At 50.7% G+C, this 15,659-nt stretch carries 9 protein-coding genes and 2 CRISPR repeat arrays; of the genes, 8 read left to right on the plus strand and 1 reads right to left on the minus strand.

Annotated elements, in window-relative coordinates; all coding sequences use genetic code 11:
- Positions 1-643 precede the first annotated feature (643 nt).
- Genes PRUB_RS06820 through cas6 form a run of 7 tightly spaced genes read left to right on the plus strand, consistent with a single transcriptional unit; the run spans position 644 to position 9,678 of the window.
- Positions 644-2,368 (plus strand): Cas10/Cmr2 second palm domain-containing protein, encoded by a 1,725-nt coding sequence (locus PRUB_RS06820; protein WP_010382671.1) that lies wholly within the window; start codon positions 644-646, stop codon positions 2,366-2,368.
- The gene (locus tag PRUB_RS06825; protein ID WP_010382670.1) at positions 2,368-2,976 is read left to right on the plus strand and encodes an RAMP superfamily CRISPR-associated protein; all 609 of its coding nucleotides are present in this window, start codon (positions 2,368-2,370) and stop codon (positions 2,974-2,976) included. The genes PRUB_RS06820 and PRUB_RS06825 overlap by 1 nt, the downstream gene beginning before the upstream one ends.
- Positions 2,973-4,631, plus strand: coding sequence for a hypothetical protein (locus PRUB_RS06830; protein WP_010382668.1), 1,659 nt, complete (start codon positions 2,973-2,975; stop codon positions 4,629-4,631). The genes PRUB_RS06825 and PRUB_RS06830 overlap by 4 nt, the downstream gene beginning before the upstream one ends.
- Positions 4,594-6,051 carry an RAMP superfamily CRISPR-associated protein gene (locus PRUB_RS06835; RefSeq protein WP_010382666.1) on the plus strand — a complete coding sequence of 486 codons (1,458 nt, stop codon included), beginning with the start codon at positions 4,594-4,596 and terminating at the stop codon, positions 6,049-6,051. Before PRUB_RS06830 ends, PRUB_RS06835 begins: the two co-directional genes overlap by 38 nt.
- A complete protein-coding gene (locus tag PRUB_RS06840; protein ID WP_010382665.1) occupies positions 6,048-6,584 on the plus strand; it encodes a hypothetical protein in 537 nt (178 codons plus the stop codon). The genes PRUB_RS06835 and PRUB_RS06840 overlap by 4 nt, the downstream gene beginning before the upstream one ends.
- Entirely contained in the window at positions 6,584-8,815 is a 2,232-nt protein-coding gene (locus PRUB_RS06845; protein ID WP_010382664.1) for a TIGR03986 family type III CRISPR-associated RAMP protein, read from the plus strand. The genes PRUB_RS06840 and PRUB_RS06845 overlap by 1 nt, the downstream gene beginning before the upstream one ends.
- Positions 8,812-9,678 carry a CRISPR system precrRNA processing endoribonuclease RAMP protein Cas6 gene (gene cas6, locus PRUB_RS06850; RefSeq protein ID WP_010382663.1) on the plus strand — a complete coding sequence of 289 codons (867 nt, stop codon included), beginning with the start codon at positions 8,812-8,814 and terminating at the stop codon, positions 9,676-9,678. Before PRUB_RS06845 ends, cas6 begins: the two co-directional genes overlap by 4 nt.
- A gap of 1,469 nt (positions 9,679-11,147) precedes the next feature.
- Positions 11,148-11,664: direct repeats of the CRISPR family, unit length 32 nt; unit sequence GCTGTATTCCCCGCGCGAGAGGGGATTGAGAC.
- A gap of 1,051 nt (positions 11,665-12,715) precedes the next feature.
- Here the strand turns inward: cas6 and PRUB_RS26730 are convergent.
- Entirely contained in the window at positions 12,716-13,084 is a 369-nt protein-coding gene (locus tag PRUB_RS26730; RefSeq protein WP_422623917.1) for a hypothetical protein, read from the minus strand.
- Between PRUB_RS26730 and PRUB_RS06855 the strand changes: the two genes are divergently transcribed.
- Positions 13,083-13,598 carry a hypothetical protein gene (locus PRUB_RS06855; RefSeq protein WP_198452327.1) on the plus strand — a complete coding sequence of 172 codons (516 nt, stop codon included), beginning with the start codon at positions 13,083-13,085 and terminating at the stop codon, positions 13,596-13,598. The two genes, PRUB_RS26730 and PRUB_RS06855, sit on opposite strands and share 2 nt — an antisense overlap.
- A gap of 738 nt (positions 13,599-14,336) precedes the next feature.
- Positions 14,337-14,897: direct repeats of the CRISPR family, unit length 32 nt; unit sequence GCTGCATTCCCCGCGCGAGAGGGGATTGAGAC.
- Positions 14,898-15,659 lie beyond the last annotated feature (762 nt).

A 15,659-nucleotide genomic window follows, 5' to 3' on the forward strand; every position in this document is an offset into this window, starting at 1 on the left:
AATTCCTACTTTTTTGTCAGTGGCATGTTAGCAGGCTTTATCAGTCTTCACTAAAAAATTAGCTGTGATTTCAGGTTGATACAGAGCACTTTGCGTATCAAAGTGCTCTGTTCCTGTTTTTAGTCTTAATCCCCTATACGCGGGGAAGGTACGAAGTAGTGACGGCATATGAAGAGCTAGTGAACCTTAATCCCCTATGCGCGGGGAAGGTACGCATTAGAGGCCCTATCGGCAGAGATAGATAAACTTAATCCCCTATACGCGGGGAAGGTACGGAGCTGCTATGAGTAATGGCATGCCATTTACCTCTTAATCTCCTATACACGGAAAGCTGTTCAAAACTTACCGCAGGCAAAGAGTCTACCGTAAGTATGCCGCTTATATGACCACAAGTGTGCTAATCAGGCAAAACCGAGTATCGCAACCGATACTAATCCGGGGTAGGCACATGGTCAAGCGGGTGGTCGACTTAGGCGCTGACATCTCCAGCATGTGTGTTTTCTTTCTATTGTTAGAGTTTAAACTCTAAAGCGACAAATTTGTCATCCCCCTGTTTTGTGTTCAAACCGTTACCTTGTTGCTATGGCCAATCCTTCGGGTTAGTTCCTGAGATTGGCGGGTTTTCCATCCACAAGGAGCCGAGATGACTTATTGCTACCTATTTGAAGCCAAGTCGATCCAGCACTATCTGTTTCGCACCGGTAAATTGCGCGATGTGGTCGCCGCCAGCGAGCGGCTAGACCGCTTAATTGATTCGTCTGAACACAGCGTGCTTTATCAGGTATTACAAGCCACGCAGTTGCGTCACGATTTGCTACCAGAACACCCCGACCCAGACCCGCAAGTACGCTTTTTTCGCTGCAAAGGCGGCGCGTTTTATGCCAGCAGCGATGACAAGGAAACGCTGCAAATCTTGCGCGATAGCTGGACCTTAACTTTTGCTCAGCTTTATCCGGGGCTGGAATATTGTGATGCACTGGCGCAGGGGGAAAGCGTTGCACATGCTAAACAGGCCGCGCTTTATTTATTGGCACAGGCGCGTAACTTTCAGCCTGCGAGCTTACCGGTTGCAACAACCCTGTGTGCCCGGGCTCAGCGTACCGGGGCACTGGCAGTAAAACAACTTCGGGACGAGCTGGTGGACTTGCCCAGCTGGTACAATGAGCAGGCTTACAATCACTGGGATCTGCGCGATAAAGACGGTGCGTTGCAGGCGCGCTTTAAACCAACCGGGGAGTTACTGGATACCAAACTGGTTGAGAAAATCGCCTTTCCTCTTGATCTGGAGTCTGAGTTCCCGTTAACCCCTCGCGCGATAGCAGATGATTCAGAGTCTGAGCTGCACATGGACATTGCACTGCTACACATAGACGGGAACGGTATGGGTCAGGTGTTACAGGATCTGGACCAGGCTTTAATTGGCGCATCTGATGAAGCGTATTGCAGCGCATTCAGAGGCTTTTCTGAAGCTATGGCCATTGCCACACAACAAGCGGCTCAGCAGGCCACGTTATGGCTCACTAGGCGAGTATTGTCAGAGCAAGCAGAAAACAGCGAACGGACTGAGCTACTGTTGCCAATGCGCCCGCTGGTGTTAGGGGGTGACGACGTTACCTTACTGTGCCGTGCTGATCTGGCGCTGGAATACACAGCGCAGTTTTGTGCGGCTTTTGAGCAAACATCGCGGGTTGCGCTTAAGCCAACCTATGAGGTGATCAAAGCGGCCAACGCTGACAGCACATTTAACGGCAAGCTTACAGCCAGTGCCGGGGTTTTAATCCAAAAGGTCAAACACCCTTTCACGCACAGCCATGAAATGACCGAGCAGTTGTGTAAACAGGCCAAGGCACTGACCAAGCAGGCCAATGGCACAGCGGCACTGGCCTTTGTTCAGGTCTCCAATACGGTCAGTGATGGGTTAGATACTTTCAGGGCCCGCCATTTGAGCTGCACAGTGGGTGAGGACGTGCTGCATACCAGCCTGGGGGCTTACCTGTTAAGTGAATATGGGTCTTATCCCACCTTAAAAGCCCTGAATTCTCTGTTTGATTTGTTGGCACAGGAGTGCACACCTATGACGCTGAGTAAGTGGCGAGAGGTATTAACGTATCTTGGCATGGGCGACCTGGCTGAAGTGCAGCGTGTGATTTATCGCGACTTTGCGCTTAATGGCGACAAAGCACAGCAGCAAAAATTGGCTCAGGCTTTTGCGCAACTTAGCGCGCGGGACAAGGAGCCACAGGAAAGCTGGCACTGGCAGGGCGAAAACGGCTGGGTTACGCCACTTAGCGACTTGATGGTGCTCGAAAAGCTCAATCGCCTGAGCGTAAAAAGTGTTCAGGCAAAGCAACAACCGGAGGTGTCGTGATGACTTATCAACTGACCTTTACCTTACACAGTGACTGGCATATTGGCAGCGGTGAAGAGGGCGGTAGCTATGCCGATGCGCTGGTGGCCAAATCAGCACAAGGGTTGCCCTATATTCCCGGTAAAAGCATTAAAGGGTTACTGCGCCATGCCTTTGAGACGGCAGCCCGGCATAACTGGTTTGGTGAACGTGGCGAAGACGCAGCGATTTACCTGTTCGGGCATGAAGGCAAACAGGCTGAGTATAGTCAGGGCGTGATCCAGCTCAGCAGTGCCGAGCTTGGTGCGGCGGAGCAACAATTTTTGACTTTTCATAAGTCTCATCAGAAATACCTCTATCGGGTGCTTCAGAGCACTGCAGTCAATGAACGCGGTGTTGCCAGGAACACCAGCTTGAGAGCTACACAAGTTGTGGTTCCCGTTACTTTGGTGTGTGAGCTCACTTTTAACCATGAGCACCCCAACTGGGCGCGATTACAGACGCTGCTCACTGAAGCTGAGCTGGTGCAGTGTATTGACGATGCATTATTGCTGATCACTGAGCTTGGTGGTAAGCGCCAGCGTGGGTTTGGTCAGGTAACAGTGACCCTGAATAAGGAGGCGGCATGACCATTCAATATTTTGTGCTCACCACACTCGACCCCATTGTGGTCAGTGAAAGCAATGCAACCGTGAATAACCAAATGAGCCTGGACTTTATTCCCGGTAGCGCGCTGCTGGGTGCGTTGGCGGGACGGCTGTATCGAGAACTGAGTGGCGAACAAAGCTGGGCGTTATTTCACAGTGGTGCCTGGCGCTTTGGCCCTTGCTATCCGATCCGGGATAACCGATTGGCGTTGCCTGTGCCATTATCCTGGCATCATCAAAAGCATACGCCGGTTGTGGAACCACAAACCTCGCAGTTTGTAGAGCACATCACCAATCATGCTCACACTGGTTTTGTGCGCGAGGCGAATACCCAGTATGTGCAAATGCGTGCCGACTACGTGACTGCAGATGCACAGCGGATCAGGGTAAGTCGTGGACAAAACACCAAGACGGCGCTGAGCGCTCAGACAGGAAAAGTAGCCCCAGGTCAGCTGTTTACTTACGGGCACATCGACCCCGGGCAGCAGTTTGTGGGGTTTGTGGCCATGGATCCGCAAAACACTGAATTACAACAGCGCGTGACGAATGCCCTCAACGGTGAATACCGAATTGGCCGGGCACGCTCAAATGAATATGGCCGGGTGCGCCTACAGACTATTGAGTATGCGTTGCCTGAAGCAAGCGATGCGCCAGACAGGTTGACGCTCTGGTGTTTAAGTGACTGCGCTTTTGTAGACGCGCAGGGGATGCATCATGTGATGCCCTGTGGAGAAGATATTCATCCTCAGCTCAAAGATGCCAGCCTGGATACGCGCCATAGTTTTATTCGTGCCCATACCCTGAGCCGCTTCAATCAAAAGCGCGGCGGCTTTGACAGCGAGCAGCGGGTGATCACCCGTGGCAGTGTGCTGAGTTTTCGTTTATCCAGCCCAGTTTCCCGGCAGGTATTGCATGAGATCAGCCAAAACGGAATAGGGACAGATAAGCAATTTGGCCAGGGCTGGGTGATGGTCAATCCAGCGTGGGCAACACAGAGTAATCCGTGTCGCGAAGCGGTGTTCTGCTGTGATGACATCCCCATCTCCGGCGCGCAGTTACTAAGTGATGAAGCCATCAGTCACTTGTCAACGCCATTAATCGACTGGCTGCGCGCGCAAGGTACCCGTGAGCAACAATTGCGTGAGCGAGCCATGTGGGTCCGTGACCAGGTCACGACCTTGCTGGCTTACTATCGTCAGGCACGCAGCTACAATCATGTGTTATCCAGCTACCAGGCTGGCCCGTCGCAGAATCAGTGGCGGCGTATTGCGGAGCTACTCAATCATGCTTCAGATAATTGGTTTGAGCGGGCGTTTGGTCGTGACGGCGTTGCCGACAAAGACAGCGACCATATTTGCAAAGTCAGTAATGATGAGTATGGCTGGGGCATTCGCTGGCAGGGCGTGGATGGTCTAACGGACTTTGCCAAGGCCAGTAAATCTTTGTTTTGCAATGCTGATGGTTCAGCCATAGAGCTGGTACTGGCTCGTCAGCTGCTGGAGCAGATCTGCCGCTTTGAATTGGCTACGCCCGGCGGACTAAAAGAGATGAAGGTATTGCTGGAAAAGCAAAAGACGCAGGGCTACGAGGAGGAACACAATGAAGCACTATTTATTAGCCAGATTACTGGTCAGTAATGTCGCGCCGATGGCCATAAGCTCTGGCGGACGTGAGCATAATTTTGATACGCAGCTGGCACGCGATGCCAATGGCTTACCTTATTTGCCCGCAACCAGTGTTACAGGGGTATGGCGCTCTTTAGTTTTGCGCGAACTGGGTAAAGCACAGTGCGATGCCATTTTTGGCAGTTCAGAGCTGCGTTCGTCACTGACTGTCAGTCATGGTGTGGTGGTGGACAAACAGCATCAGCCAGTGCAGGTCTGTCAAAGCCAGCAGCTGCTGGAGCAGGATGATTACCTGGCCAGCCTGTTGCTGGCCAGACCTCACCATCGCGAGCGAGTTGCCATCAACGACCGGGGAGTAGCCAAACATAACGCCAAGTTCGACCAGCTATTGTTGCCCGCCGGAGTCCGCTTTGTTCTGACGGTTAAGTATGAGTTTGACTCGGCGCACCTCGCGCAGGACGAAGCAAAGCGTTATTTCGCTCAGGTACTATCTGTCTGGCAGCAAAGACAATTTGCACTGGGTGGCTCGACTCGCAACGGTTTGGGGCAAATGGTGTTGCTGGGGTTGGACGTTAAGCATGTACCGCTGCAAAAAACACCCGAACATGATCCGCGCACGGCGTTACGCGCATTTTATCAGCCAAGCAGCAACCTCACTGCACAAACAAAGCCGTTTTCAGCAGTACAAGATTGGCTGCCAGACGGCAAGTTACCCGCAGCCACCAAGCCGCTGTGCGAAATGACGGTCAAAGGGCTGGATTACTGGCGCTTTGGAGCCGGAGTGAGTCGACTTAAATCACCGGCTGAGGGGAGCGCAGATCGTAGCCCGGATATTTTGTGTTACAGCGAGCCAAGGGTGACATGGGACGAACCGGGGCCACAACTTAAAGGTCAGCACGTGGTGCTATGCGGCAGTGCCATTAAAGGCATATTGGCGCACCGGGTGGCATTTCATTATTGCCGCCTGAACAAGCTGTACGCCGAAGCACGAGCACAGGACAGCCATGAAGACTGGCAAAAACGCGTTGCCGGCGTGGATGAGTTGTTTGGCCACCTGGATGTGCAAGAGCACGACAACTCATTTGCCGGCTGCCTGATGGTGGATGACTGTGAAGTGGTGTACCGGGCACAAGATATTCAGGTGCGCAGCCACACCAGCCTGGACCGTTTTACCGGTGGGGTTCGCAAGGGCGCATTGTATACCGAAGAGCTGCTGTATCAGCCGACTTTGACCATACGAGTCTGGCTGGCCAATGAGGCCAGATTTGAACAACTGGACACAACTACCAAACAAGCCCTCAAAGCCACCCTTAATGATCTTGAACAGGGCTTACTGCCGCTCGGGGCTGGCAGCGGAAGAGGCACCAGCTTGCTACAACCTGGCGCACAAAGCCGGGAAGATTCAGAGATGTTAAAGGAGGTCGCGCTATGAGCGTAACAGTATACAACAGCTTACGAAACCAGCCGGGCAGTACAAAGTGCCTCGGCAGTCAGCTCCCTGAACTGACTGCGGCACGCCTGATAGTAGAGTCTCAGCTGGTTGATGCACAGCAGCTACAGGAATCTGTCCAGTCGATAGAAGCAAACGCAGGCTGGGCAATGTGGCGCGATGCACTGGTGCTGTGTACCACTCTGGACAGCGTGCGTCAGGATGTGATCGAAGGTCAGTGGTGTAACGAGCAAGTGTCGCTGAGCGCCCGGCTGGTGGCACCACAGCAGTATCGGCTGGTGCGCATGCACAGCGAGACACACACAGGCGCGGAGCAGGTGTATCGCGATCAGCGTGTATTGTTACGCGACGGCCTTGATGAACAGCATGCCATTTACCGGCTGTGGTACCAAAAACAAAACATCCCCTTGCTGAGTGAAACCGCAGAGCCCATAGAGCAATGGGCCTGGCGGCCAGTGGCACAGCAATTTATGGGCTGGCACACAAGCCAGGCTTTACAGAAGGAGAACAGCTAATGGCCCAGGTACATGCCCCTTATCACTTTGTGCCCCTGTCTAAGTGGGTGTACATGCCCGACTGGGCACATTTGGTGAGCCACGACGTGCCGTTTGAGAACGGCCTGAGCGGCACCATTGACTATACGCTGGTAAACCAAACGCCCTTGTGTGTAGGTCAGGAACACGTAAAACAAGACAACGCCCCGACCGGGGTAAAATGGACCAAAGATCCTCAGGGCAACCCGATCATCCCCGGCAGCAGTATAAAAGGAATGCTGCGCAGCGTGCTGGAAATCGCCAGCTTTGGAAAGTTTGGTCAGGTGGATAATAGCCATCTGTCCTATCGCGATGTGTCTAGCCACAGCGAATATCTGGATACGGTCAGCAAAAAAAGCAAAGTCGAGGCGGCTTGGCTGCGGTTTGATACCGACAGGCAAAAGTGGCAATTACACCTGTGTCAGTTTGCTAAGGTCAGACACGGACTTATTCAATCCCAGTTTGGGGTGGCGCTGGAGAACGAAGAACCAGCAACCGTTAAATATGCCAAGTTTCCACTGACAAAAGAGGTTTTTGTCACGCCCTATAAGAAAACCATTAAGGGCAAAGACTTTTACTGGGCGGACGATCTAAAAGAAGGTAAATACAAGGCGCATATGGTGTTTTGTAATCATCGGGTTTTTGATGCAACCAGAGCGGACCCGAAAGATTATGATTTTAGTTATTGTTTTTACGGAGAGCATAGGCCGGTATCCGTAGCTGATAGCATTTTGGAAGAGCTGGTTCAGAAGTGTTTTAAAAGCCACGATGAAAAGCAGGTGAACTATTTGCAAAAACATGCCCATGCAGAGTTTGGGATGCCGGTGTTTGCTTTGCTCGATAAACAAGGGAAAACATTGAAGTCACTGGGGTTGGCCAGAATGCCCCGGTTAATGTATCAGCACGATTTTCATAGTCTGGCCCAAAACTGGCAGAAAGATGCGTTGAGCGAGCATGTATTTGACCTGGCAGAATGCATGTTTGGCACACTCAGAGACAAAGGGCTAAGTCTGAAAAGCCGGATCAGCTTTTCGGATGCAAGGCTGGCTAATAAAACCAAGTGCGAAATGTCACCTGTGGTGACCTTGGGTGGCCCAAAGCCGAGCTTTTTAGCAACCTATGTTGAACAAAAAGAAGGCAGTAATGAGTACATAGATTATAACGCCAAGTACGCGCGCTTATCTGGCTGGAAGCGATATGTGGCCCAGCCTGGGTTCAGCTCTAACTACACCGGACCAAAGTCAGCAGATGAAGAAGAGAACACCGAGGTACAAAGTAAGCTCGAATTTGTAGCGGTAGGCACACAATTTCGGGGCCGGATTGTGTTTCATAACCTGCTCCCTGAGGAGTTGGGGGCGCTGTTATGGACCATTAAGTTTGGCAAGCAAGCGGATGTACACCATCAGTTAGGACATGGTCGGAGCTTGGGAGCGGGCCTTGTTAAAATACAAGATCTGACCCTGAATAATGCTTATGCGGAGCAAAGCGCGTCGCCCGAGGCACTAATAAATGGGTTTGAACAGCATATGAATGCACGACATCCACAGCAAGACACGCAAAGCTGGACGCACAGCCCGCAGATACAGCACTTACTGGCGATGGCAAACCCGACACTGCATACCCAGCGGAACCTGCGTTATATCCCTTATGAGCAAAAAGCGAAAGACAGTCAGTACAGAAAGATCCAGAACAGTAAGACGTCACTACCTGGGTTGACGGTGAATGACGAACTGTTAGGGCGGATGGAGTCGACTCAGGTCAGTGACACCGGCTCGGCGAGTTTTGCCAAAGGCCGGCTCTGTGAGCTAGTCGATAAAAAGACCGAGGCCAGCATTTGGTTTAAAGATAAACTGTTTAAGTCAAAACGCTATGAGAGGGAGCGTGATGAAGTGCTTGAAAGTCAACGAGAGGCGGACAGAATTACCCAGCTTCAGTCTTCAAGTGGGGATCGGCGAGGATTAGATGATGTACTGGCGCTGAGAGAAACACTCAAAACGGTGGAGCGACATGTTCGACCTAGCTTAAATAGTAAGATTTTTGAGCTGCTGGGCCAGGTCGTTGAGGGCGAGATGTCATTGATTGCCGCGCAGGAACTGATAGCGATTGCCAGTGACGAAGATGTCTCTGATTACCTGAGTGCGGGGAAAAAGAAGATCAAGGATTACCAGAGAAAACTCAAAGCGGCGCAGCAATTTGTGGAGCAAAGCACATGAAAGCTTCTCTGAACGCGGTAGCCGGGCACTTTACCATTTTACCCCTGCGCCTGACATTTCGGCTGGGGGCTGACTGCGAATTACCGGTATTTAAAGGCAGTATGTGGCACGGCTGGCTGGGCCAGGCATTAAAAAGCCATGATGAGCATGCCTTTTTTGTGCTCTTTGGTGAACATGCCGAAGGCCAGCCCAAACCTTACTCGGTTGTGGTTGAAGATGATCAGCGCAGCCACTGGCGTAAAGGCGAGCTTATCCACTTTACCCTGTATTTGTTTGCAGAGGCATGCCAGCTGGCAGAGAAAGTGGTTGATGCCTTACAGGCCGGGTGCCGGTTAGGGCTGGGTAAAGCCCGCACTCGGGTTCAATTGCTGAGTGTGGCCAGCCAGACTCCTAATGGCCTTAAACCGGGTATACAGCCATCCGTTCTCGGCAGCTGGTTCACGCCAATGAATAGCGGGCTTTCTCAGGAAGTGGCATTGGAATTTGTGACTCCGCTAAGGCTTAAAGTGGCTCAACAGCAGCTGCGCAAATCGCCACCGCTGGCCATTTTATGCCAGCAAATTAAGCGACGGCTGACCTTGCTGACCCGCTTCTGGTTATGTGACGACAACACTTTGCTGCAAGGGTTACATCAGTCACTCCCGGTGCTGGGCCAGCATGAGCACAGCGATTTTATGTATTTTGAAAACTGGCAGCGTTTTTCAAACAAACAACAGGCGCAGATCCCATTCGGCGGCATGAAAGGCCAGTCTAGCTACTGCGGCGAAATAGCCGACGCCATCCCATGGCTGCAACTGGGCGAACTCATCGGCATAGGCGGCAAAACTACCTTCGGCCTCGGCCGCTATCGGCTAATCGCCTAATAAAACATTGAATAAGCGCCAATGCGCAGAGCTCTTTAACAATTTGGATATTGGATTGTCACCCGGCCCAAAGCTGTGAAAGTAGGGCCGGGTGTTCTTACGTTGGTCGGGACAATAGGGGATTAAGACAAAACACCTACAGAGTGGTGCCAGCGAGACATTTGTTTGGATACTCCCCGTCTGATAGGGGGTTAAGACATGGAATGAATATTGAAGCAAAAATTCAGCTCGGTTTGGATTCTCCCCGCTTGACAGGGGATTAAGGCATTTTACAAACTTCAGATAAAACAACTTCCAACGGTTAGATGTTCCCCGTTTGATAGGGGATGAAGACTAAACAGGGGTTACTGTGATGGTTGGGTTTCTGGGTTTGGATACTCCCAGTTTGATAGGGGATTAAGACGGTGGCAATTGAGTTACCACCCCCATTGGGGGGTTTGGATACTCCCCGTTTGATAGGGTGAACGCCGCCCGGAAAAAGCACCGCTTTTTCAGGCGTGAACGCGAGGCAATGGACGCCGATTCTGGCGAACGCACTGCTTACCGCTTCATGGATGAATCAATGTGCACATTATTGACCAATTTGGACATTCCCCGCTTGATAGGGGATTAAAACGCTATACCTGATGAATGAGAGAGTAGCTCTTCTCTGTTTGGATACTCCCCGTTTAATAGGGGATTAAGACTCATACCACCACACTACTTCTTAGCTTTGATAAGGTTGGATGCTCCCCGTTTGATAGGCTAAGAGCCGCCCGGAAAAAGCACTGCTTTTTCAGGCTTGAAGGTGAGGCCTTGGATGGCCGAACTGGTTATCGCTTCATGAATGAATCAATGTGCATATCATTGACCTACTGGATGCTCCCCATTTGATAGGCTGAGAGCCGCCCGGAAAAAGCACCGCTTTTTCAGGCTCGAAGGTGAGGCCCTGGATGGCCGAACAGGTTAGCGCTTCATGGATGAATCAATGTGCACATTATTGAACTATTTGGATACTCCCCGTTTGATAGGCAGAGAGCCGTCCGGAAAAAGCATCGCTTTTTCAGGCTCGAAGGTGAGGCCTTGGATGGCCGAACAGGTTAGCGCTTCATGGACGAATCAATGTGCACATTACTGACCTTTTGGACGCTCCCCAGTTGGTAGGGGATTAAGAACTTAAGGTCTACGATTACAGGCTTTATGGTTAACGTTTGGACACTCCCCGTTTGACAATCCAGCTTTTTACACAGCGCTTGACAACGACTCATCGTCATTCCGCACTTGTTGCGGAATCTACCTTCAGACAACTCTGTTTGCGCTAACCTGTGGTTCTCACGAAACCCCGGGAGGTTAGCGCTCCTGTATATTGATGTTTATTAAGGCATAATGTTATTTGTCCGCGCAGAATGCGCTTTCATTGGGCAGTTTTGTTCGAGGTTAGCGCAAAAGTCTGTTTATGGCTTCGTAATATAAGGGCTTTAGAGCAGACTGCTGTATTCCCCGCGCGAGAGGGGATTGAGACATGCTGACCACGGATAGATTGCTCCATGGCAACCGCTGTATTCCCCGCGCGAGAGGGGATTGAGACCCCTGTGAGCCACATAGCAATGAAAACTTTACGGCTGTATTCCCCGCGCGAGAGGGGATTGAGACCCGCTTTAATGCGCCCTTTAATCGCAGTTTGACGCTGTATTCCCCGCGCGAGAGGGGATTGAGACGGGTCTCGCGCACCGCCTGGCTCATGGTAACCGGCTGTATTCCCCGCGCGAGAGGGGATTGAGACCCAGGTGGTGCATGCAGGGTTAGGGCAAAATCAAGCTGTATTCCCCGCGCGAGAGGGGATTGAGACTTGACGATCAGTACAACGCCTGCCTTTTTACCTGGCTGTATTCCCCGCGCGCGAGGGGATTGAGACTTCGTCTTTATACCTGGTTCTGATCACATAGCATGATACCTGGTTCTGATCACATAGCATGCTGTATTCCCCGCGCGAGAGGGGATTGAGACATCATTTCTGAACCACCAGTTGCATGGACATTCATGGCTGGATGCTCCCTGTTTGATAGGGGATTAAGACATTCATCTTCCATTCTGATGTAATAATTTCTACACGTTTGGATACTCCCCGTTTGATAGGCGCCCGGAAAAAGCACTGCTTTTTCAGGCTCGAAGGTGAGGCCCTGGATGGCCGATTCTGGCGAACGCACAACTTAGCGCTTCATGGATGAATCAATGTGCACATTACTGACCTACTTGATATTCCCCGCTTGATAGGGGGTTAAGACAAATAAACCTGAATTAAAAAGTACGGAGACATGCTTGGATACTCCCCGTTTGATAGGGGATTAAGACACTCCGCTATTTAGAACATTACGAAAGACATCGTCTGGTTGGATGCTCCCCGTTTGATAGGGGATTAAGACACTCCGCTATTTAGAACATTACGAAAGACATCGTCTGGTTGGATGCTCCCCGTTTGATAGGGGATTAAGACACTCCGCTATTTAGAACATTACGAAAGACATCGTCTGGTTGGATGCTCCCCGTTTGATAGGGGATTAAGACACTCCGCTATTTAGAACATTACGAAAGACATCGTCTGGTTGGATGCTCCCCGTTTGATAGGGGATTAAGACACTCCGCTATTTAGAACATTACGAAAGACATCGTCTGGTTGGATGCTCCCCGTTTGATAGGGGATTAAGACACTCCGCTATTTAGAACATTACGAAAGACATCGTCTGGTTGGATGCTCCCCGTTTGATAGGGGATTAAGACACTCCGCTATTTAGAACATTACGAAAGACATCGTCTGGTTGGATGCTCCCCGTTTGATAGGGGATTAAGACACTCCGCTATTTAGAACATTACGAAAGACATCGTCTGGTTGGATGCTCCCCGTTTGATAGGGGATTAAGACACTCCGCTATTTAGAACATTACGAAAGACATCGTCTGGTTGGATGCTCCCCGTTTGATAGGGGATTAAGACCCATTCGGCACAACCGTATAACCCAACGCTAGGTTTTGCGTTTGGATACTCTCCGTTTAATAGGGGATTAAGACGATATATCTTTTTCAATATCGCAATCATCATAGGGTTGGATACTCCCCGTTTGACTATCCAGCTTTTTACACAGTGCTTGCCAACCACTCACCGTCATTCCGCACTTGATGCGGAATTTACCTTCAGACAATGCCGTTTGCGCTAACCTGTGGCTCTCACTAAAACCCCGGGAGGTTAGCGCTCGTGTAAGCTCATGTTTATTATGATATTGTGTAATTTTGATATGCAGAATGCGGCTGCTTGAGTCGGTTTTGACCGAGGTTAGCGCAAAAGCAGGTTTCTGGCCTTGCGATATATAGGCCGAGGAGCAGGCCGCTGCATTCCCCGCGCGAGAGGGGATTGAGACTAAGGAAGTAGCCATGCACAATCCAAAAAACATCGCTGCATTCCCCGCGCGAGAGGGGATTGAGACTAAGGAAGTAGCCATGCACAATCCAAAAAACATCGCTGCATTCCCCGCGCGAGAGGGGATTGAGACTAAGGAAGTAGCCATGCACAATCCAAAAAACATCGCTGCATTCCCCGCGCGAGAGGGGATTGAGACTAAGGAAGTAGCCATGCACAATCCAAAAAACATCGCTGCATTCCCCGCGCGAGAGGGGATTGAGACTAAGGAAGTAGCCATGCACAATCCAAAAAACATCGCTGCATTCCCCGCGCGAGAGGGGATTGAGACTAAGGAAGTAGCCATGCACAATCCAAAAAACATCGCTGCATTCCCCGCGCGAGAGGGGATTGAGACTAAGGAAGTAGCCATGCACAATCCAAAAAACATCGCTGCATTCCCCGCGCGAGAGGGGATTGAGACTTCATTTCTGAACCACCAGTTGCATGGACATTCATGGCTGGATGCTCCCTGTTTGATAGGGGATTAAGACATTCATCTTCCATTCTGATGTAATAATTTCTACACGTTTGGATACTCCCCGTTTGATAGGCGCCCGGAAAAAGCACTGCTTTTTCAGGCTCGAAGGTGAGGCCCTGGATGGCCGATTCTGGCGAACGCACAACTTAGCGCTTCATGGATGAATCAATGTGCACATTACTGACCTACTTGATATTCCCCGCTTGATAGGGGGTTAAGACAAATAAACCTGAATTAAAAAGTACGGAGACATGCTTGGATACTCCCCGTTTGATAGGGGATTAAGACACTCCGCTATTTAGAACATTACGAAAGACATCGTCTGGTTGGATGCTCCCCGTTTGATAGGGGATTAAGACCCATTCGGCACAACCGTATAACCCAACGCTAGGTTTTGCGTTTGGATACTCTCCGTTTAATAGGGGATTAAGACGATATATCTTTTTCAATATCGCAATCATCATAGGGTTGGATACTCCCCGTTTGACTATCCAGCTTTTTACACAGTGCTTGCCAACCACTCACCGTCATTCCGCACTTGATGCGGAATTTACCTTCAGACAATGCCGTTTGCGCTAACCTGTGGCTCTCACTAAAACCCCGGGAGGTTAGCGCTCGTGTAAGCTCATGTTTATTATGATATTGTGTAATTTTGATATGCAGAATGCGGCTGCTTGAGTCGGTTTTGACCGAGGTTAGCGCAAAAGCAGGTTTCTGGCCTTGCGATATATAGGCCGAGGAGCAGGCCGCTGCATTCCCCGCGCGAGAGGGGATTGAGACATCTGCTTTCGCTTCGGTCACGTATGTTCGAGGGCTGCATTCCCCGCGCGAGAGGGGATTGAGACTTTTCATCCAAAAGTTGTATATCCCATACTGCAAGCTGCATTCCCCGCGCGAGAGGGGATTGAGACTCAAAGTCTGGTCTTTGCGTTTAACCTGGACACCGCTGCATTCCCCGCGCGAGAGGGGATTGAGACTAAGGAAGTAGCCATGCACAATCCAAAAAACATCGCTGCATTCCCCGCGCGAGAGGGGATTGAGACCAGCCAGACCGCCTGTGCGTAGGTGGTCACCGATGCTGCATTCCCCGCGCGAGAGGGGATTGAGACCCCTCTGAATTGTGAGATATCACATAGCTTGCAGGGCTGCATTCCCCGCGCGAGAGGGGATTGAGACATCTCGTTCAAACCAGTGTGTTGTGTAAATACGGCTGCATTCCCCGCGCGAGAGGGGATTGAGACTATCAGTGCCACTTACCGCTTGCGTGTTACAGCTTGCTGCATTCCCCGCGCGAGAGGGGATTGAGACCTCCCCTTGAACGCGATAACCAGCGCCATACCGGCTGTACTCCCCGTTTGATAGGGGGTTCAGACTTTTGAGTGGCTTTCCACTCCTCTGCTAATTGAACGTTTGGCTAACGTGTCATCATTGGCTGTATTCCCCGCACGAGAGGGGATTAAGACGTTTCTGGGTATTCGTGACAGTATGTCGGATAAGAGTTTGGATGCTCCCCGGTTGATAGGGGGTTAAGACAACATGGCACATCTGGCATATCTCGATAATTACGGCTGCGTTTCCCGTACGAGAGGGGATTGAGACTCTTTAGCCAAGAAACGCCTTTGCTACAGAGTTTGCTGCATTCCCCGCACGCGAGGGGATTAAGACGACTTTTTCTTAACTGGGGCAGCAAGGTGTTTATTGTTTGGATATTCCCGTTTGATAGGGAATTAAGACTTGTCTTGGTCTTCTTCATAGTCTTCGTCTCGAAGACTTTCAGTTGATATGGTGTATACAGCTTAAACAGAACAACACCTCAGCAGTGCATATTGCACTCGAAACTGAGTTTATTTGCATACAATACCTTTTTGCGCTAACCCTTGGTTCTCACGAAAACCCGGGTGGGTTAGCGTTCTTGTAAGTTAATGTTTATTATTACATTGTATGGTTTAGATACGCAGCATGCGCTTATTTGGGTCCTGTTTGAGCTAGGTTAGCGCTTCATGGACGAATCAATGTGCACATTACTGACCTACTTGATATTCCCCGCTTGATAGGGGGTTAAGACAAATAA

This window comes from Pseudoalteromonas rubra (genome assembly GCF_000238295.3).
GTDB classification, from domain to species: Bacteria; Pseudomonadota; Gammaproteobacteria; order Enterobacterales; family Alteromonadaceae; genus Pseudoalteromonas; species Pseudoalteromonas rubra.